This window comes from Cytobacillus pseudoceanisediminis (assembly GCF_023516215.1).
GTDB classification, from domain to species: domain Bacteria; phylum Bacillota; class Bacilli; order Bacillales; family Cytobacillaceae; genus Cytobacillus; species Cytobacillus pseudoceanisediminis.
In genome coordinates this window covers 1,961,980-1,979,582 of sequence record NZ_CP097349.1, presented here as the reverse complement: position 1 = coordinate 1,979,582, position 17,603 = coordinate 1,961,980, and the positions used below count along the sequence as shown (strand labels likewise).

Here is a 17,603-nt window from a genome sequence, read left to right as displayed (position 1 = left end):
TTATAATGAATAATAAAACTGCTGGAAGGGTGTGGATACAATGAGTGCTGGTTCTTTTTTTCCTGATAATATCAAAGGGGCGCTTCAGAATACTCCCCCTGGGGAGTGGATTCCGGAGATTCCAGATAAGTGTATACGCCTGCATTGCGGCTATCCAGCTCCTGCCCTTATACCTGATGAAGAGGTAAAGGCAGCTGTTAACAGTTTATTAGAGGAAGAACATGATTTGCCGCTCCATTATATAGGAAGTCCCAAAATAATAAAACTCAAGGAACAGGTTTTAAAGAGGTTGAAAGAGCGGGGGTATCTGTTACGGAAAAAGAGCTTTTGATCACTTCAGGTGCCTGTCAGGCGATCGATTTGATTGCCCGCATTCTCCTGGATGAGGAGTCAATCGTGGCAATAGAATCACCTACTTATATGGAGGCTTTAGAAATTTTCCAAAATTACACCAAACATATAATTAGTATTCCTGTAGACAAGCACGGACTTCAAACAGGTGTATTGGAAGAGATTCTAGAGGATAGGAAGCAAAAAGGGCTCACTCTGCCGCGTTTTCTTTATACAATCCCAACCTTTCAAAATCCTACAGGCACTACGATGACAGGAGAGCGCCGGCAGCATGTATTGGAGCTTGCCAAAACATATAATTTCCTAATAGTTGAGGATGATGCTTATGGGGAATTATCATTTAATAAAAGTTTCCCCACTTTAAAAGCAATGGATCAAAACTCTCAAGTTCTGCATGTTGGTTCCTTATCCAAGATAGTGGCCCCGGGCATGCGTATAGGATGGATAGCGGGAGCAAGTGAAATAATCCATGCATGCGCCTGGTTTAAAAAAGATCTGAACCATCCGTTTGCTCAAGCTGCCATGGCTGTTTATTTAGCAAACACAGATTTAAATAATAAACTAGTAACCATGAGAGATACATACCGGTCCAAATGCAATGTTCTGACCTCCGCACTGGAACAGTACTTTCCTGAATCAGCTTCCTGGTATGTGCCCGAAGGGGGTACTTCGTGTGGATGAAAATTCCCGGTGCCGATACATCGGAACTGCTGACACATGCCCTGGCAAAGGGGGTATCTTTTATTCCTGGCAAGTACTTTTTCAAAGATCAGGCAGACGGAACGGAATTTCTGCGCCTTTCCTTCAGTTATGCGGATGAGAAGGAAATAACTGAGGGGATTCGCAGGCTGGGAAAAGCCGCAGAGGCCTATCTTTAATGAAAATATTTCTATGGAACTTTTAAAAATGAAGAGGAATAAAGGAAACAAAGCCTAATTATCTTGGTATTGTAAGCCAGAAATTAGGCTTTTTCTTTAAATCCAGTCAGTGATAGATGTAAATAAATTATAGTCTTACCCGAACCTCAGAACCGTCCTTAGCTTTGACATCTACTATCACGAGCCCCTTTTGATTTTTCAGTTCCTTGACAATAGGCTTTAGCGCTTCTTTATCTATTAATGGAAATGTAAAGTCCAGTCTTTTTCTTTCGAAGTGCACTTTTGTCCATTTGTTTACATTTTGATGAAACAATTTTGAACAAAAAATGGAAATAGCAATGTTTAAAATTGCATATGGAATTGGGATGGTTAACCGAACATCTTTTGCTTTCACTTTTACATGCAGCATAATCAACTCACTAATCAATGATGACCGAAACGGTATCTCCGTTTGCCGATTTAATATCAACGATTTGGCCGTCTAATTCATTTTCGATTGCTTCGATAATAAGGCTTATGTCTATATCTTTAACGTATTTTTCTGACTGAGGGATACTCGCTGCGATGCTGTGTCCAGCCATTAATACTGCCTTAACAAGTTTTATTGGCAAATTGACCGTGACGTTATCATTTTCGGCGGATACAACACGGATTTTTAAAGTTTTATCTAAATATTTAGTTGTTTTTAATGCTGGCTTATTACCTGTTTCTTCTTTATCTTTTAATATTTGGATCAGTTCTGATCCCTTATCTGCATCAATCTTCCCTTCTTGAACCATTGTTAACACTCTCGTAATTTCTTCTTTCATGATAAATCCTCCCTATTCCTCTTTTAATAGCTTAATGGCTTCTTCTGGTGTGATTTCGCCATTTTCCAACATGGTGACAACTTTTTTCTCATCTGCTTCATTCTTCTTCTTCTGTACATATCCGAGGGATGATATGATGTCTGTTAGCTTGCCTCGAACCGTTGGATAGGATATCCCCAGTTCCTTTTCAACTTCTTTGATATTTCCTCTGCATGTTAAAAATACTTCCACAAAATGAAGCTGATCCTTTGATAATGATGCCAGTTTAGATAATTCAAACTCATTTTCAATCGTTGTGTGACAATGAGAGCACTGCAGCTTTGTAATTTTCAATGTTTTACTGCAAACAGGACAATCTGTGATTAATTTATAAGCCATAATGAAATTCCTTCCTTTTATTTGAATTGATTATATAATAATGAATCAAATAAATAAATAATTAAAATGAAAAAAATTAATAATTTTAATTAAAAATTTAAATTTATTAATTTTTTAGGTGAAATGCAGAGGTTTTGTGAAAATATCCTAATAAAGGGAAAATAAAATATTCATAGAAAGTAATCAGTGATGCATTTAAATATTTTCTAGCTGAAGGAGTGATTTTCAATGCATTTTCGAAATGCAGATGAAAAAGATTTACAAGCTATTGTCCGCTTGCTTGCCGATGATGAATTAGGAGCAAAGCGTGAGAGGTATGAAGACCCGCTGCCGGATTGTTATTATAAAGCATTTAAGGCAATAGAAGCACAGGCGGGAAATCAGATTATTTTGGCGGTAGACGGTCAGGCTGTGATTGGCTGCCTTCAATTAACAATCATTCCTGGGCTGGCACGTCAAGGGATGAAACGAGCACAAATTGAAGGGGTGCGTGTTGATCAGCACTGCCGTGGTAAAGGGGTGGGGGAAGCCTTGTTTAAAGAAGCGATTGCCATAGCAAAGTCTGAGGAGTGTGGTCTTGTTCAATTGACGACTGATAAGGAGCGTGATGATGCACATCGTTTTTATCATAAGCTGGGGTTTATGGCGAGTCACGAAGGGATGAAACTAATCTTTTAATCCGGAACCTTATTACTTATTTAGTCGCGATTTTTGTACAAGATAGAATACTAGCTAAATACGGAAGAATCATTTTGAAGGAATACTGAATAATTTTTCGTCATATGGAGATTATATAGTTGAATTCAAAAAGGAGGAATGATGTGGAAACAAGCATGAGTGTTGAAGAAGTATTGACCGGGATCTCTGAACTGTTGGAAAAAGAAGGGCAGCCGCCCCGAAAGAAGCAAGTAAAAAAATCAAACCCAGAGTTAATGAAAAATGCATTGTATTATTTTCCGAGCTGGGAAAATGCAGTAGAGCAGTCTATAGGATCTTAACCTCAAAGTGTACATAATATGTGTTTGTTCAATTTAAAAGAGAATGCTGAGACCACAGAAGATGCCTTCCTTATGGGAAAAGGAAGGCATCTTCTGTGGTTTTATAAATTAGGGGTTAAAAAACCCTGTCACCATTAAAAATCGAATTTTTAACAATAACGTAATCGACATGGCGGATGGCATCCAGCCTGTTGCCGCCTGCATAAGAAATGGAGGACTGAAGATCCTGCTCCATTTCTTTCAGGGTATCTGCTAAAAATCCTTTGTGCTCTACTAAAATTCTTTTGCCTTCAACATTTCTCTTTTCGCCTTTTTGAAATTCAGAGGCTGAGCCAAAGTATTCTTTATAGAGCTTTCCGTCTTTCTCATTCTCGATGGTTTTTCCAGGAGATTCCTCATGTCCTGCAAATAAGGAACCAATCATCACCATTGTTGCACCAAATCGAATCGATTTAGCGATGTCACCATGGATGCGAAGACCTCCATCAGCTATAATCGGCTTGCTTGCTGCCTTTGCACACCAGCGAAGTGCAGCTAACTGCCAGCCGCCCGTCCCAAATCCAGTTTTAATCTTTGTGATGCACACCTTGCCAGGTCCTATGCCAACTTTTGTAGCATCAGCTCCAGCATTCTCTAATTCTCTGACGGCTTCGGGGTGCCGACGTTGCCGGCAATCACAAAGCTTTGAGGAAGGTATTTCTTAATATGCTGGATCATTTGGATGACAGCATTGGAATGGCCATGAGCTATATCAATGGTAATGTATTCGGGTGAAAGCTTTTCATCAGCAATCTGCTGTATAAATGCATATTCGCCTTCTTTGACCCCTACACTGATCGAAGAGTATAGCCCTCTCGCCTTCATGTCTTTTATAAAAGAAATTCGCTTCTCCGGTTCGAAACGATGCATGATATAGAAATACCCGTTCTCTGCTAAGTATATGGCAATTTTCTCATCTACAATCGTCTGCATATTAGCAGGCACCACCGGAAGCTTAAACGCACGTCCCCCCAGGAATGCCGTTGTATCACATTCAGATCGGCTAATGACGATACTTTTTGCGGGAATTAATTGAATATCTTCATAATCGAATACATTTTCCATAGTAATCCTCCTATTGAAAACAAAGCTGATACGCACATCCATTGCAAGGATAGGTTTTTCAGTTTCAATTGATCTTATACAAGCACCTATGGAAGCATCATTAAAAAAGAGCTTAGAAAATTCCTAAGCCCAATGGATAATAGGGGGTCGAATTGTGAGGGTTCGACCAATTTAATTTTATACAATTCAGAATGTAATTTCAACTAATTAAAGTGAAAACGCGTAAAAGTGATAATGTGCTAAAATTTTCAGCTGGGGTAAGCAAAAGGTTATAAGAGCATTGTCCGGCTCATAAATTATTGGATTCTTGGATGGGCACCTATTTTCTGGTAGTTCATAAAAATAGATTAAAACATGCCATTCTCATTAGGTGAGTCCTCAGGCACAGGCTGCCCAACATCCCAAAGCTCAGCCACTTGGCCACCTTGAAACCGGAAGATATGTACGACGGCTCCTCCGCGATCCTCTGGATTCTGCTTCACATGGGAATGAACCACGACGGTTTCATTCTCCTGGATTGCGAGTCTGACTTCAAGTATTTTGTCAGGGTTTTTCTCTGCATTCTCTTCCATCGCGAGCATGAGTGTATCTGCATCGCCTTTGAAATAGGGATTATGGTGAGTAAAACCAGGGCTGATGTAACACTGGTAGGCTTCGCGGACTTGGCCTGATGCCACGAGCTGCAGGAAAGATACTGCTTTTTCTTTCAGTGATAGGCTTGAAGTCGATTGCTGCTCCGCACTCATTTTCATTCATCCTTTCATATCACAGAAATTACTTAATTTAATAGAAGTATAAAATATACTAAAAGTAATGACAATTATATAATAAAATATTAGTGTGAAATGGAGATTCTTATTAGTTATTGAGAGGGGGCAGTTTGCTTGAGTATCCGTTTTGAAGTGAAAAGAACCATTCAGGTATCTGCACAAAAGGCCTACTACGGTTTAATTGATCTTGATTCGGCCAAGGACTGGATGCAAGGCCTAGTTGGAATAGAGCGGTTCGAAAGCGGGCCATTGAAGGTGGGGAGTCAGTGGAAAGAGACAAGGAAAATGTTTGGAAACGAGGCTACTGAACATTTTGAAGTTATTGATCTTGATGAGCCCTGCAAAATGGTCCTTCGCTGTGACGGGACCAAAGGGACAACAGGAAAAGGAGAATTTATATTTACCTACATAATCGAATCAGCAGGTGATGCTTCAGAGGTTACTTTAGTAGGTGAGATAAAGGGGCTTACTGGTTTGTCAAAGCTGTTTGGAAAGATGATAGCTGGTGCTTTTAAAAAAGCCTGTGCGAAAGATCTGGATTCCTTGAAAAGCTATTTAGAGAAGTGATGATTTTAGTAAAGTCGAACCGCAAAATTAAACACTGTTTTGAGATAAGTGTTCGGTCTAAAGACCAAAGTTAAAAAGGAGCAAGTTATGACAATCATAGATAAATTAAAGCTGAGCAAATATAAAAATATGGCTGTGCTAAATCAGCCAAGTGATTATGATATATTTAATGGATTTAAGACGGAATTATCAGGAGAGCATGATGCCATTTTCATTTTTGTTGAAACGATTGATGAAATGGTGAAGCATACTCAAACAGTTATCCATGAGGATCAGCTTCTTGATAAAGGATATTTATTTTTCGCTTACCCCAAAAAAGGGAACAAGCGGTATGATACCTTCGTTCACAGAGATGAGATTTTTCCAGCCATGAAAGTAGGCGAAGATGGATTTGTGGGGAATAGCGATGTGAAATTCTCACGGATGGTGAGTATGGATGATGTCTTTACTGTTGTTGGATTAAAACGGGAGAAAAAGAAAGAAAAAAGTCATCCGCCCCGAGTCAATGTGGAGCTGATTACGAGGATAACGTGAAAGACATTGAAAAGCTATTAGAAAATTATCCAGATGAATTGAAATTTTATCTGGAATTAACCCTGGGTATCAAAGGGATTGGGCCCGTTATGTCTTTTCTGTTAAGCAGCAGAAAACACGTGAGAAACGCGAAGCCCAGATGGTGGAGATTTTATCACAAGGGTATAAATCGGTGGATTTGTTTAGGCAGAAGAAGAAATAAGCAATGTGCCTGCCCCAGACTTTTGTAATTTGGGGGCAGGCACATTGAAAAAAACTATAATTTAGTTAACTCATCTAAGAATACATCTAATTCCTCAACGGATAAAAATTTAAATGCATAACCATAGCAAATCGGTCCATTTCCTGTGTGTTCCCTTTTAGGGAATTCCCTGAGAGCAGTACTATGACTAAGACCTGTGGATTTTTCCTCCAGTTCCTTATTTCCTTCAACTTTTTTCGGGTTTAAAACGATCGTAATTTCTTTGTTTGGAAGTAGATAAATGACTTCACCGTTTACGATATTTCTAAATTCCACAGCTTTTGATGTTTCTTTCATTGTTTTGAATTTGTTTAAACCAAACGTATTATGTATGTTTCCCATATGATCTTTCCCCCTTTCGAAGTAATTAAATCCCTCAATACTTTTATAAGGTAAAATTTCATACCAACTATTGTTTAATAGATTAATAGGCATATCTTTTTTAGAAAAGGGTGCTGTCATCCAGCAATCCATTAATAGGATTTATCCTTTTCTTTTCTTAATGTTGTCGTATATTGCTTTTCACTGCGTTACCTCACCATTTCTTTGATGCAGCCAGGTTAACTTAGGTATGTACTGGTGATATGTACGTTTCGCTTCATGACTGAATATCTGCTGCAAACTGCCAACCTTATGCTTTTGAAGAGTAATAGAGAAACTGTTTGTAAATATATACTATCAGTGGTATAAGAGTCTGTGCAATAAATTAGTTGATGAGTTGAATTCTGTATTAAGATTCAATTTGGTAAATTTTCACTATTTAATCGACAAAATTCATAATATAAAAATAATTCGTATTATTCATTTAAATTATACTCTCCTATTCTATAATTTAGAGTATCTAAATAATAGGAGGTCAAAAGTTTGAAAAAAGCTGATTTTACCCGTATTACTGTCGTCCGCTCTACTGGCGGGGTCGATCCCTGTAAATGTTTTTGCCAAGCCGGCAGATTCAGCAAACGACCATCATCAACAAGCTTTAAAGGAGTGGAATGAGAATGCAAGTGTCCCATTGTTTGTTAAGGAGCGATCTGCAACAAAATTCTCTTCCAGCAGCCCTTCAAACGCGTTAAATTATTTGAAGAAAAATCAGGATAAAACAGGAATTAAAAATCCGGATAAAAACCTGAAATTGAAAAATGTTCAAAAGGATGAACTCGGAATGACTCACGTCCGCTTCAAACAGGCAGTTAATGGCGTGACTGTTGAAGGGGCTGAAGTGACTGTCCATTATAATGAGAAACATGAAGTAGTATCCGTTAATGGAAGAGTAAATCAGGCAATTGCCGATGATGCAGTGGACTCGTCTGTTTCCTTAAGCAATGATGCTGCAATAAAAGAAGCCTTATCCGCTGTCAGTGCTCCAAAAGAACTTACATATACCCCAACTTCCGAGCTTGTTGTCTATCCATTTGAAGGAAAGAATCATACAGCTTATAAAGTAAATGTGAACTTCATGGGGGAAGAGCCTGGGAACTGGTTTGTGTTTGTTGATGCAAAGACAGGCCATGTTATTGATAAATACAATGGCATAATGCATGCTGAAGAAAACAAAACACAAAAAGGTTTTGGTAAAGGGGTACATGGTGACCACAGGGAGCTGCATATTACCCGAGTAAAGGAAGAGGCCTCAGGTACAAAGTTTGCCTTGGCAGATTATTCTCATGAAAATCTCGGTGGGATTCTTACCTATGATGCTAAAAATGATGGAAATTCTAGTAATGATACTCTTTATGTTGGGAATTCCGCTGCCTTTATTGGCGATTATGATCGTGCTGCTGTTGATGCCCATTATAATTCTGAAAAGGTCTATGATTATTTTCTAAATGAGCATGGCCGCAATTCCCTCGATGGGGAAGGAATGGCTATTAATTCGTATGTTCATTATGGCAGCAATTACAACAATGCATTCTGGAATGGGCGTTTTATGACCTATGGGGATGGAGATGGTGAATTCTTTATCCCATTATCAGCGGGACTTGATGTTGCGGCACATGAAATGACGCATGGTGTTATCTCCCATACTGCTAATCTGGCGTACCGGAATCAATCTGGTGCACTGAATGAATCATTTGCCGATGTCTTTGGTGTACTTGTTGATGATGAAGATTGGGAAATGGGTGAGGACATTATGGCCCCAAGCGCCAAAGCTGATGGTGTAACGAGATTGCGCAGCTTAAGTGATCCAAACAGTGTTGTAGTAAGTAACCCTCAAAGAGCAGCCTATGGAAGCGGAGTATATCCGGATCATATGGATGAGTTTTATAATATGCCGCTTAATGTGGACAATGGCGGTGTACATGTGAACTCCTCTATTACCAACCATGCTGCATACTTGATTGGTCAAGAACTTGGAAGGGAGAAATTAGGAAAAATTTACTACCGTGCTTTAACGGTTTACTTAACCTCAAATTCTGATTTTAGTGACGCGCGACAGGCAATCGTTCAGTCCGCCATTGATCTATATGGTGAAGGCAGCGTGGAAGAAGCAGCCGTTCATGCGGGATTTGATGCAGTGGGGATCAACTAAGTAAATACTTGGGGAGTCAGGCATTATTCAATTGAATAATGCCTTTCCTTTTACTTTTTTGGTCCATTCGTTAGTTCCCGTATATGTTAGAGAATATATATGTGTTTTTGTAAAACTAATAACTTTCTGGATAATATCCTCCTTCAGAATTGAATCCATGTTAAATTCAATTCTGAAGGAGTCCTAAAAGCCGTAGACTACGTTTAAAGTAATCTATATTGACCGGGATAATGTTAATTGTCCGAATATAAATTGTCCTTATAGATTTTTAGAATTGCTTGTGCTTGTATCTGACAGCTTTGACAGCGGGCAATGGAGGATTGCGTAGAGTTCTTCCTGTTCTTGTAATCCTATATTCTATTTGACATTTATTTTGAGTTTGCATATTATAAAAACAAATAATCAAATTGTTTTTATGTTTATGAGAATCTTTAAGCCGGAGGTGTAAAAAAATGCCGAAATTTTCTGAAGCAGAAAAGGAAAGAATCAGGCAGGATATGCTGCGGAATGCACATCAGCTTTTTATAGCAAAGGGGCTGAAAAATACATCCATTGAAGAAATAACATCTTCTGTATCTATAGCAAAAAGCAGCTTTTATGTATTTTTTGAATCAAAGGAAAAGCTTTACCTTGAGTTATTAACTTTAGAAGGGGAAAGTGTTGAAAGACAGGTATGGCCAAAAGTGAAACAGGAAAAGGATACAGGCAGAGCCATAAAAGTTTTGCTTGATGAAATGTCTTCTGCACTGGAATCAAATGTATTAACACAGAGATTAATCACCAATCTGGAAGAATACAACCTGGTTTCCCGAAAGATAAATCACGAATATACAGCAACGAATACTTTAAGAAGCATTGTTCCCCTTATGGAATTTATAAAGGAGAATAAGGAACTTAACAAAATCATAAATAAAGATGTAGAAGTAATCGCGGGTGTAATACGAGCATGTTTAGCAATGGTTATTCATAAAAAAGATCTTGGTGAGGAGATTTATCCAGCAGTTCAGGAAATTCTTTTCAATGCTGCAGCAAAAGAACTTACAAGATAATCTTTAATACCAGTATTATTTTTAAAAGTTAGGTTGTGAAAAAATGAGTAGAACGAAAAAGCAAGTGATAGAAATTGCAGAACGTCATGGTCTGATGCTTAAGGGAGACACGTTAGTATTTAATGAATCAGGGATGGACTTTCAGGTAGTTTTTGCATTTGATCTGGAGGAAAATGAGTGGGTGCTTCGATTTCCCAGACGTGATGATGTTATGCCAAGAACGAAGGATGAGAAAAAGCATTAGATTTGGTGAATAAGAACATAACGAATTACCAGGCACCAGACTGGTCCATTTATACGAATGAATTGATTGCATATAAGAAGTTAAATGGAATACCTGCCGGGACAATCGACCATGAAATTCAAAACTATGTTTGGGAAATTGATATCAATAATGTGCCGAAGAGTTTTCATGAAACCCTTGGAAAGGCATTGGCTGATATTCATAGTATTCCAAAGGATCAGGCGGCCGAAGCTGGATTGGTGGTTCATACACCAGAAGAGCTGAGACAGTCAATGAGAGAGCGCATGGATGCAGTAAAGGCAAAATTCGGAGCAGGTGAATCGCTGTGGAGAAGATGGCAGGCCTGGTTAACCGATGATGAGCTGTGGCCAATGGAAACGGGGTTTATTCATGGTGATGTACATGCAGGCCATACTTTAGTTGATAAAAACGCAAATGTAACAGGTTTAATAGATTGGACTGAAGCAAAGGTCTCAGATATATCAAATGACTTTGTATTCCAATATAAAGCATTCGGTGAAGATGGGCTTGAATCCCTCATTAAAGCATATCGGGAAGCAGGGGGATACACATGGCCTAAGATGAAAGAGCACATCATTGAATTGGAAGCAGCATTTCCAGTTGCCATAGCAGAGTTTGCTATAGTTTCCGGGGAGGAGGAAAATGTGGAGATGGCAAGACAGGTGTTAGGTGTGAGTGGGAATAATAAAGCTTAAAAATGAAAAATAAATGGGTCTGTCCATACTGTAAATGTATTGTGCAGCGTGGACGTCCTATCTTAATTCTTTGAATCGTGAGAAATCCTTCCATCTGTCGTAAAATTAAATTAAAGTTAAATTGAAGGAGCAGATTAAATTGGCACTTAACAAAATTACTCCAAAAGAATTATATGAAAAAATGAAGCAAGAGAATGTCACCTTATTAGACGTAAGAGCAGAGGAAAAATACAAAGCGTATCATTTAGAAGGTTCTAACATCGAAAGTTTAAATATACCAAAAACACATATCTTAAATCACACTTTCGATGCCAAAACTGACTCTTTGCCACAGGGGAAAGAAATAATTGTTGCATGTACAACAGGAAATTCAGCTGCTCGGTGTGCAGCCGTCCTTTCTGAAAAAGAATTCAATGCTACTGTTTTAGTGGGTGGGATTACAGCCTGGAAGGAGTTTATTAGAAATAAATAAATATTAAAAGCTATTGACTTAAAATAAATCCAGGTGCTATAGTCTATTTAAATTCAAAAAATTCCGGCGATTACTGCAGGAAGTTACAGCCTAGAGGTGTGTTTTGTGGTTAGATTAAAGGATATTGCGGAGTATGTTGGAGTTTCTATTTCTACTGTTTCCAGAGTCATTCAGAATGACCAGACACGGAATGTTAACCAGGAAACGAGAAATAAAATTTGGCAGGCTGTCAAAGAGCTGGGGTATACACCTAATCAGCATGCAAGAAATCTCGTTAACAACAGACAAAATAAAAGTGATGCCAGGACAATGAAAATTGGATGGGTTGCCAATCCTACACAGGCTGAAATCAACCCATACTTTTCTAATATCTATACTGGTATTCGTGATACTTTAACAGAAAATGATTATACATTGATAAGTATTACGAAGGATGAGATTGAGAATGAAGCACTTCTTCTTAAGACCATTCATGATCTGGGTATTGAAGGACTGCTGCTGATAGACAGTATTGATGAGAGCTTAATTGATTACATACAGCAAACGATTCCTGTTGTGGGACTTGACTTCTACTATTCCGATAAAGATATTGCCATAATAGATTATAATCGTGTGGCCGCATTGGAAAAAGTTGTACAGCATTTAGTGAGTCTGGGGCATCGTGATATTGGGTTTATCGGCGGTGGAATTAATGCAGCCTTCCAGGACTTAAATGAAGAATTACGATTTAAAGGTTATCAATCTGCTATGAAAGAAGCAGACCTTTCTATTCGGGATGAATGGGTAATCAATACCAGATGGAAAATGGAAAATAGTTATGAGGGAATGAATCAGCTCATTAAAAGCAGTCCGGGAGATTTGCCGACAGCTATGGTTTGTGCAAGTGATTTAATGGCACTGGCCGCAATGAGAGCAGTTATAGAAAATAAGTTAAGAATACCCGAAGATATTGCTTTCTTTGGAGTGGATAATATTGAAATGGGGAAATATTCATCACCGCCGCTTTCAACAGTAGAAATCCCAAAATATGAAATGGGGAAAATGGCCGCGAAAACGATTATGGAAATGGTAGAGGAAAAAGTAGTACTGCCAATCAAAATTATTTTACCATTTGAGTTAGTTATTCGTGAATCATCTTCTAAAAAACGGACCTAATCGGTTCTTTTTTTAAAAACGCTTGGAAAACGTTTGGATAAAAAAACGGAAAATTTCCGGATTTATTTGGCTCAATAGAGAGGAGAAATTTACATGAAGACAATGACAGCGCTCCTTATAGGAGCTGGAGACAGAGGGGCGAGAGCATATGCACCGTATGCGCTCGATTATCCGCATGAACTAAAGATTATTGCTGTTGCAGAACCAAATAAGGAAAGGAGAGGGAGAATCCAGCAAGAACATCAGATTCCAAATGAAAATTGCTATGAATCATGGGAAGAGATCTCACAGCTGGACAAACAAATTGCCGATATTGCCATTATCTGCACCCTGGATAGAAATCACTTCAAAGTTACCATGAGAGCTTTAGAGCAAGGGTATCATGTCCTCTTGGAAAAACCAATGTCACCAGACCCGGTGGAATGTATATTAATGGAACAGCAAGCTAAAACATATGACCGGCAGCTGACCATCTGCCATGTGCTCAGGTATACCGACTTTTGGAAAGCTATTAAGAAGGTAATTTCCAGAGGGGAGATCGGTGATGTTGTATCTCTTCAATTAAATGAAAATGTTGAAGTTATGCATATGTCACACAGCTTTGTAAGAGGCAATTGGAATAACAAAGAAAAATCAAGTCCGATGATCCTCCAGAAGTCCTGTCATGACATGGATATCATTTCATATATACTGGAAAAACCATGTAAACGATTAAGTTCGTATGGATCCCTGATGCATTTTAAAGCGGAAAATGCCCCGGAAGGAGCCCCATTGCGATGCTTGGATGGATGTCCTGCCGAGCTGGAGTGTCCATTCCATGCAGGACGGTATTATCTCGGTGAAGGAAGAGGATGGGCAAAAAAATTCACAGAAGACTATACAAATGAAGGCATAATTGAAGCCTTGAATAAAACCCCTTATGGAAAGTGTGTATATCGTTCAGATAATAATGTCGTTGACCATCAGGTCGTCAATATGGAATTCGATGGCGGGGCAACTGCAACCTTCAGCATGTGCGGCTTTACAAGAGAACAAACTCGAATCGTACAAATAATGGGAACCAAAGGTGAAATCCGCGGGAACATGGAAGAAAATAAAATCACAATTTATGATTTCCTAACCAGGCAGGAAACTGTGATCCATTTTGGTCAGCCAATAGGCGGGCATGGCGGTGGAGACCGCGGAATTATGAGACTTTTCCTGGAAGAAGTCCGGAACGGTAATAAAAATGACAGTGTTACTTCTGTTTCCGCATCTGTAAGAAGTCATCTAATGGCATTCGCGGCGGAAGAGTCACGATTAAACCAGGGACAATCTATCAATATAGATGAATATTATCTTGGTTTAATTGGCAATATACAAGTTTAAAAGTTTGTGAGCACAGCTCTTTAAGCAGTGTTGTAATATATTTGACCAGTTAAGATTGTTCTTAATGCAGAAAAATGGGTGTTTGGAAAACGTTATCCAAGGAGGTGGTGAACGTTATAAAAGTCATATTGTCCATAACATTTTGATTCATCTAGAGATAAACCCCTTATGTTTAGAGTTAGGTTAACAAAAAACTTTAGGAAAGAAGGGAAATGGGATGAAGAAATGGATCATCATGCTGGTAACCGTTGTATTAGGTTTGATTGGTTTATCTGGCTGCAGTGATAGTGATGCAGCATCCGGCGGAGAAAAAGATGGCAAGGTTGAGATTACGTATGGTTTTTGGGATAAAAAGCAGGTTCCTGCGATTGAAGAAATTATTAAGCTATTTAATGAAAAATATCCGGATATTAAAGTGAAAACAGAAATCACTCCTTATGGCCAATACTTTCAAAAGCTCGAAACAGCGGCAACGGGAGGTGCTTTGCCAGATGTTTTATGGATGAATGGTGCACACGTTGTTCAGTATGCAGAAGGGAAGGTCATTCTCCCATTAAGTGAAATGGCGGAAAAGGACAACTATAGCTTAGATAATTATCCGGAATCATTGATTGATCTGTACACGGTAGATGGAGATATTTATGGGATCCCTAAAGATTACGATACAACTGGGCTATGGTATAACAAGAAAATCTTCGATGAAGCTGGAGTGTCCTACCCGGATGAAACATGGGATTGGGAGAAATTGAAGGAAGCAGCAAAACAGCTGACTGACAAAGAAAAGGGAATTTGGGGCTATGCGGCATTGATGGGGAATCAAGGCGGATATTATGATTTCATTTGGCAGAATGACGGCTATATCATTTCTAAGGATAGTAAGTCTGTAGGGTTCGACCAGCCTGAAGCAATCGAGGCATTAGAATACAATGTCAGCTTTATTAAAGAAGGACTCTCTCCTACTCAAGCACAGATGACCGAAACGGCGGCTTCTGAATTATTTTCTTCTGGAAAGATAGCGATGATGTTTGATGGTCCTTGGATGGTTCCTGAATATAAGAAAAATCCCGATTTAGATGTAGCGGTGGTTCCACAAGGGAAAAAACGTGCCGTTTCTATTCACGGGCTTTCCAATGTAATATCTTCGAATACAAAACATAAAGAAGAAGCCTGGAAGTTTCTTCAATTCCTTGGTTCTAAAGAAGCAGCAGAAGTCTATGCCAAGACAGGAACCGTTATTCCTGCATTTAATGGTACACAGGATGCATGGAAAGAATCAGTCCCTAATTTAAACCTTCAAGCATTTATTGATGGAGCAGAATATTCAGTGCCTCTGCCAAGTGTGGAAAACACGGGGGAAATCTGGCAGTACGAAACAGATGTACTTAAAAAGGCGTGGAGTGAGGAAATTAGTATTGAAGAAGCAGCAGAAGAGCTGACAAAGAAAGCAAATGAGGCATTGTCCAAGTAATTACTAATTGAAGAGAAGGATTTTGCTATTCTTCTCTTCCATTCTAATAAGGAGGGATGACTTTGAAGGAAGTACCTCTTCAGACAGAAGTAAAATCAGCCAAAAGGATAAAGGTTTCGAGCCTCGCCAAAACAAGGAAGCGTTCAGACTATTTTTGGGCTTATCTTATGATTGCACCTACAATGCTGGGATTGTTTATTTTTTATCTCTGGCCCATTGTTCAGAATTTTTACTTTAGCTTCACCGAATGGGGTGCATTTGGACAGTATGAATGGACAGGCTTAGACAATTATAAGAGATTGCTTGAGGATGCAACTCTCCTGCAAGCATTTAAAAACACAAGCATCTATATCATTTTTACCGTGCCGATTGGAATTTTCCTTTCCATTATTGTGGCTGTTCTTTTAAATCAGAATATCAAAGGTAAATCTATTTACCGTACTTTATACTTTTTACCAGTCATCACTATGCCAGCTGCCATTGCGATGGTCTGGAAATGGCTATATAACGCAGACTATGGGATGTTTAATTATTTATTATCATTGGCCGGAATTGACGGGCCACAGTGGGTAAGTGATCCCAGTATTGCTTTATATTCGATTATCGCAGTAGCGATTTGGAGCGGTATTGGCTACAATATGGTCATTTTTCTTTCAGGGCTGCAAGGTATTCCAAAGATGTATTATGAGGCAGCAGAAATAGATGGGGCAGGCCCTGTCACTGTATTTTTTAAAATTACACTGCCGCTGCTTTCACCGGTTATTTTCTTTGTGTCCATTATGTCACTGATTGGTGCTTTTCAAGTATTCGATTTGATTTTCATGATGATTGGGAAAAGCAGCACCGCGCTTGAAAGTACACAGTCTATAGTCTATTTGTTCTATCAGCATGCATTTGTATTAAATGATAAAGGATATGCTGCGGCTATTGCCGTTCTTTTATTAGCGGTCATTTTAATTATTACAGCCATCCAAATGGTTCTTCAGAAAAAGTGGGTTCATTATGATTAAAGGGAGTGGTGTTGATGGACAGAGCAATTAAGCTTATTACAAGTAAAACATTCCTTTTCCATTTCATCCTGATTATTGGGGCTGCAGCAATGGTTCTGCCCTTCCTATGGATGATCCTTACCTCGTTAAAGACATATGCTGAGTCGATTCAAGTCCCCCGGTTTTGATTCCCGAAGACTTTCAATGGGGAAATTATAAAGAGGTATTTGGACTCCTGCCCTTTTTCAAATTTATGTACAATACCGTAATTATTACAGTTCTTCGAACAGCCGGCCAATTGTTCTTATGTTCATTAGCTGCATATGCATTCGCCAGAATTGAATTTCCGGGAAGGAACATTCTATTTTTGTTAGCGCTTACTGTTTTAATGGTGCCTGGGCAAGTTTTTCTATTGCCGCAATATATGATAATGGTGAAATTAGGCTGGCTCAATTCCCTTCAGGCCGTCATTGTACCGGGTTTATTCAGCGCATTTGGCACGTTTCTATTGAGGCAGTTTTTTATGGGACTGCCAAAAGAATTGGAGGAAGCAGCCAGACTAGATGGCTGTAATCATTTCCAAATTTATTGGAAGGTGATGCTCCCGCTTGCAAAGCCGGGTTTAATCGCTCTTGGGATCTTTACAACACTCTGGAGCTGGAATGAATTGATGTGGCCGATGATTGTCAATAGTTCTCCTGAGTCTATGACTCTATCAGTGGGATTATCCTCACTTCAGGGTCAATTTTTGACTAATTACCCAATTCTTATGGCTGGATCATTCTTAGCCATCTTGCCAATGCTAATCTTGTTTATCTTCCTGCAGAAGCAGTTTATTGAAGGGATTGCTGTTACGGGAGGAAAATAAAAAGAAAATTATTTTATATTTTTTCAGATTCAAAAAACTCCTCTTTTGGTTTTCTATAAGTTTTATTTGAATCCACTTAACCCAACAATCCATCTTCGAAGAGTGTTTATTGGA

At 38.8% G+C, this 17,603-nt stretch carries 16 protein-coding genes and 5 pseudogenes; 15 read left to right on the top strand and 6 right to left on the bottom strand.

What is annotated here, in order from left to right; translation table 11 throughout:
• Positions 1–40 precede the first annotated feature (40 nt).
• Positions 41–1,229, top strand: a pseudogene (locus tag M5V91_RS10555) (aminotransferase-like domain-containing protein).
• 127 nt (positions 1,230–1,356) lie between these two features.
• On the opposite strand, the gene M5V91_RS10550 reads toward M5V91_RS10555, so the two are convergent.
• Genes M5V91_RS10550 through M5V91_RS10540 form a run of 3 tightly spaced genes read right to left on the bottom strand, consistent with a single transcriptional unit; the run spans position 1,357 to position 2,416 of the window.
• Positions 1,357–1,638 carry a hypothetical protein gene (locus tag M5V91_RS10550; protein WP_009330515.1) on the bottom strand — a complete coding sequence of 94 codons (282 nt, stop codon included), beginning with the start codon at positions 1,636–1,638 and terminating at the stop codon, positions 1,357–1,359.
• A 10-nt stretch (positions 1,639–1,648) separates the two neighbouring features.
• On the bottom strand, positions 1,649–2,038 hold the full coding sequence (locus M5V91_RS10545; protein ID WP_019381985.1) for an SHOCT-like domain-containing protein: 390 nt from the start codon (positions 2,036–2,038) through the stop codon (positions 1,649–1,651).
• A gap of 12 nt (positions 2,039–2,050) precedes the next feature.
• Entirely contained in the window at positions 2,051–2,416 is a 366-nt protein-coding gene (locus M5V91_RS10540) for a DUF2089 domain-containing protein (protein WP_009330513.1), read from the bottom strand.
• 228 nt (positions 2,417–2,644) lie between these two features.
• On the opposite strand from M5V91_RS10540, the gene M5V91_RS10535 reads away from it, so the two are divergent.
• Entirely contained in the window at positions 2,645–3,094 is a 450-nt protein-coding gene (locus tag M5V91_RS10535) for a GNAT family N-acetyltransferase (RefSeq protein ID WP_217025219.1), read from the top strand.
• Positions 3,095–3,237: 143 nt separating this feature from the next.
• Complete coding sequence (locus M5V91_RS10530; RefSeq protein WP_019381986.1) at positions 3,238–3,414, top strand: hypothetical protein; 177 nt, start codon at positions 3,238–3,240, stop codon at positions 3,412–3,414.
• Positions 3,415–3,529: 115 nt separating this feature from the next.
• On the opposite strand, the pseudogene guaC reads toward M5V91_RS10530, so the two are convergent.
• Positions 3,530–4,518: pseudogene (gene guaC, locus M5V91_RS10525) on the bottom strand (GMP reductase).
• A 347-nt stretch (positions 4,519–4,865) separates the two neighbouring features.
• Positions 4,866–5,264 (bottom strand): nuclear transport factor 2 family protein, encoded by a 399-nt coding sequence (locus tag M5V91_RS10520; RefSeq protein WP_009330509.1) that lies wholly within the window; start codon positions 5,262–5,264, stop codon positions 4,866–4,868.
• Between the two features lie 138 nt (positions 5,265–5,402).
• On the opposite strand from M5V91_RS10520, the gene M5V91_RS10515 reads away from it, so the two are divergent.
• Both M5V91_RS10515 and M5V91_RS10510 read left to right on the top strand, forming a co-directional pair.
• The gene (locus M5V91_RS10515) at positions 5,403–5,855 is read left to right on the top strand and encodes an SRPBCC family protein (RefSeq protein WP_217025217.1); all 453 of its coding nucleotides are present in this window, start codon (positions 5,403–5,405) and stop codon (positions 5,853–5,855) included.
• 87 nt (positions 5,856–5,942) lie between these two features.
• Positions 5,943–6,591 (top strand): annotated as a pseudogene (locus tag M5V91_RS10510) (YdeI/OmpD-associated family protein).
• 54 nt (positions 6,592–6,645) lie between these two features.
• Here the strand turns inward: M5V91_RS10510 and M5V91_RS10505 are convergent.
• On the bottom strand, positions 6,646–6,972 hold the full coding sequence (locus tag M5V91_RS10505; protein WP_019381989.1) for a hypothetical protein: 327 nt from the start codon (positions 6,970–6,972) through the stop codon (positions 6,646–6,648).
• Positions 6,973–7,494: 522 nt separating this feature from the next.
• Here M5V91_RS10505 and M5V91_RS30420 point away from each other — a divergent pair.
• The 10 genes and pseudogenes from M5V91_RS30420 to M5V91_RS10460 all read left to right on the top strand — a co-directional run bounded on the left by M5V91_RS30420 (position 7,495) and on the right by M5V91_RS10460 (position 17,489).
• The gene (locus M5V91_RS30420; protein WP_369425957.1) at positions 7,495–7,626 is read left to right on the top strand and encodes a hypothetical protein; all 132 of its coding nucleotides are present in this window, start codon (positions 7,495–7,497) and stop codon (positions 7,624–7,626) included.
• Between the two features lie 82 nt (positions 7,627–7,708).
• Complete coding sequence (locus M5V91_RS10500; protein ID WP_369425956.1) at positions 7,709–9,160, top strand: M4 family metallopeptidase; 1,452 nt, start codon at positions 7,709–7,711, stop codon at positions 9,158–9,160.
• A gap of 452 nt (positions 9,161–9,612) precedes the next feature.
• Positions 9,613–10,209 carry a TetR/AcrR family transcriptional regulator gene (locus M5V91_RS10495; RefSeq protein ID WP_009330504.1) on the top strand — a complete coding sequence of 199 codons (597 nt, stop codon included), beginning with the start codon at positions 9,613–9,615 and terminating at the stop codon, positions 10,207–10,209.
• Positions 10,210–10,252: 43 nt separating this feature from the next.
• Positions 10,253–11,169: pseudogene (locus M5V91_RS10490) on the top strand (macrolide 2'-phosphotransferase).
• A gap of 139 nt (positions 11,170–11,308) precedes the next feature.
• Positions 11,309–11,641, top strand: coding sequence for a rhodanese-like domain-containing protein (locus tag M5V91_RS10485; protein WP_034295663.1), 333 nt, complete (start codon positions 11,309–11,311; stop codon positions 11,639–11,641).
• Between the two features lie 105 nt (positions 11,642–11,746).
• Entirely contained in the window at positions 11,747–12,796 is a 1,050-nt protein-coding gene (locus M5V91_RS10480; protein WP_251175454.1) for a LacI family DNA-binding transcriptional regulator, read from the top strand.
• A gap of 93 nt (positions 12,797–12,889) precedes the next feature.
• Positions 12,890–14,164, top strand: a complete 1,275-nt coding sequence (locus tag M5V91_RS10475) for a Gfo/Idh/MocA family protein (RefSeq protein WP_009330500.1) — start codon at positions 12,890–12,892, stop codon at positions 14,162–14,164.
• Positions 14,165–14,381: 217 nt separating this feature from the next.
• Positions 14,382–15,632 carry an ABC transporter substrate-binding protein gene (locus M5V91_RS10470; protein ID WP_009330499.1) on the top strand — a complete coding sequence of 417 codons (1,251 nt, stop codon included), beginning with the start codon at positions 14,382–14,384 and terminating at the stop codon, positions 15,630–15,632.
• Positions 15,633–15,688: 56 nt separating this feature from the next.
• Complete coding sequence (locus M5V91_RS10465) at positions 15,689–16,642, top strand: carbohydrate ABC transporter permease (protein WP_071156507.1); 954 nt, start codon at positions 15,689–15,691, stop codon at positions 16,640–16,642.
• Between the two features lie 14 nt (positions 16,643–16,656).
• Positions 16,657–17,489 (top strand): annotated as a pseudogene (locus tag M5V91_RS10460) (carbohydrate ABC transporter permease).
• Positions 17,490–17,603: the final 114 nt, after the last annotated feature.

Coding starts and splice junctions, on each gene's coding strand:
- M5V91_RS10465 (WP_071156507.1), top strand. CDS start 15,689: ATGACTTTGAAGGAAGTACCTCTTCAGACAGAAGTAAAATCAGCCAAA.
- M5V91_RS10535 (WP_217025219.1), top strand. CDS start 2,645: ATGCATTTTCGAAATGCAGATGAAAAAGATTTACAAGCTATTGTCCGC.
- M5V91_RS10470 (WP_009330499.1), top strand. CDS start 14,382: ATGAAGAAATGGATCATCATGCTGGTAACCGTTGTATTAGGTTTGATT.
- M5V91_RS10540 (WP_009330513.1), bottom strand. CDS start 2,416: ATGGCTTATAAATTAATCACAGATTGTCCTGTTTGCAGTAAAACATTG.
- M5V91_RS10545 (WP_019381985.1), bottom strand. CDS start 2,038: ATGAAAGAAGAAATTACGAGAGTGTTAACAATGGTTCAAGAAGGGAAG.
- M5V91_RS10475 (WP_009330500.1), top strand. CDS start 12,890: ATGAAGACAATGACAGCGCTCCTTATAGGAGCTGGAGACAGAGGGGCG.
- M5V91_RS10505 (WP_019381989.1), bottom strand. CDS start 6,972: ATGGGAAACATACATAATACGTTTGGTTTAAACAAATTCAAAACAATG.
- M5V91_RS10495 (WP_009330504.1), top strand. CDS start 9,613: ATGCCGAAATTTTCTGAAGCAGAAAAGGAAAGAATCAGGCAGGATATG.
- M5V91_RS10520 (WP_009330509.1), bottom strand. CDS start 5,264: ATGAGTGCGGAGCAGCAATCGACTTCAAGCCTATCACTGAAAGAAAAA.
- M5V91_RS10550 (WP_009330515.1), bottom strand. CDS start 1,638: ATGCTGCATGTAAAAGTGAAAGCAAAAGATGTTCGGTTAACCATCCCA.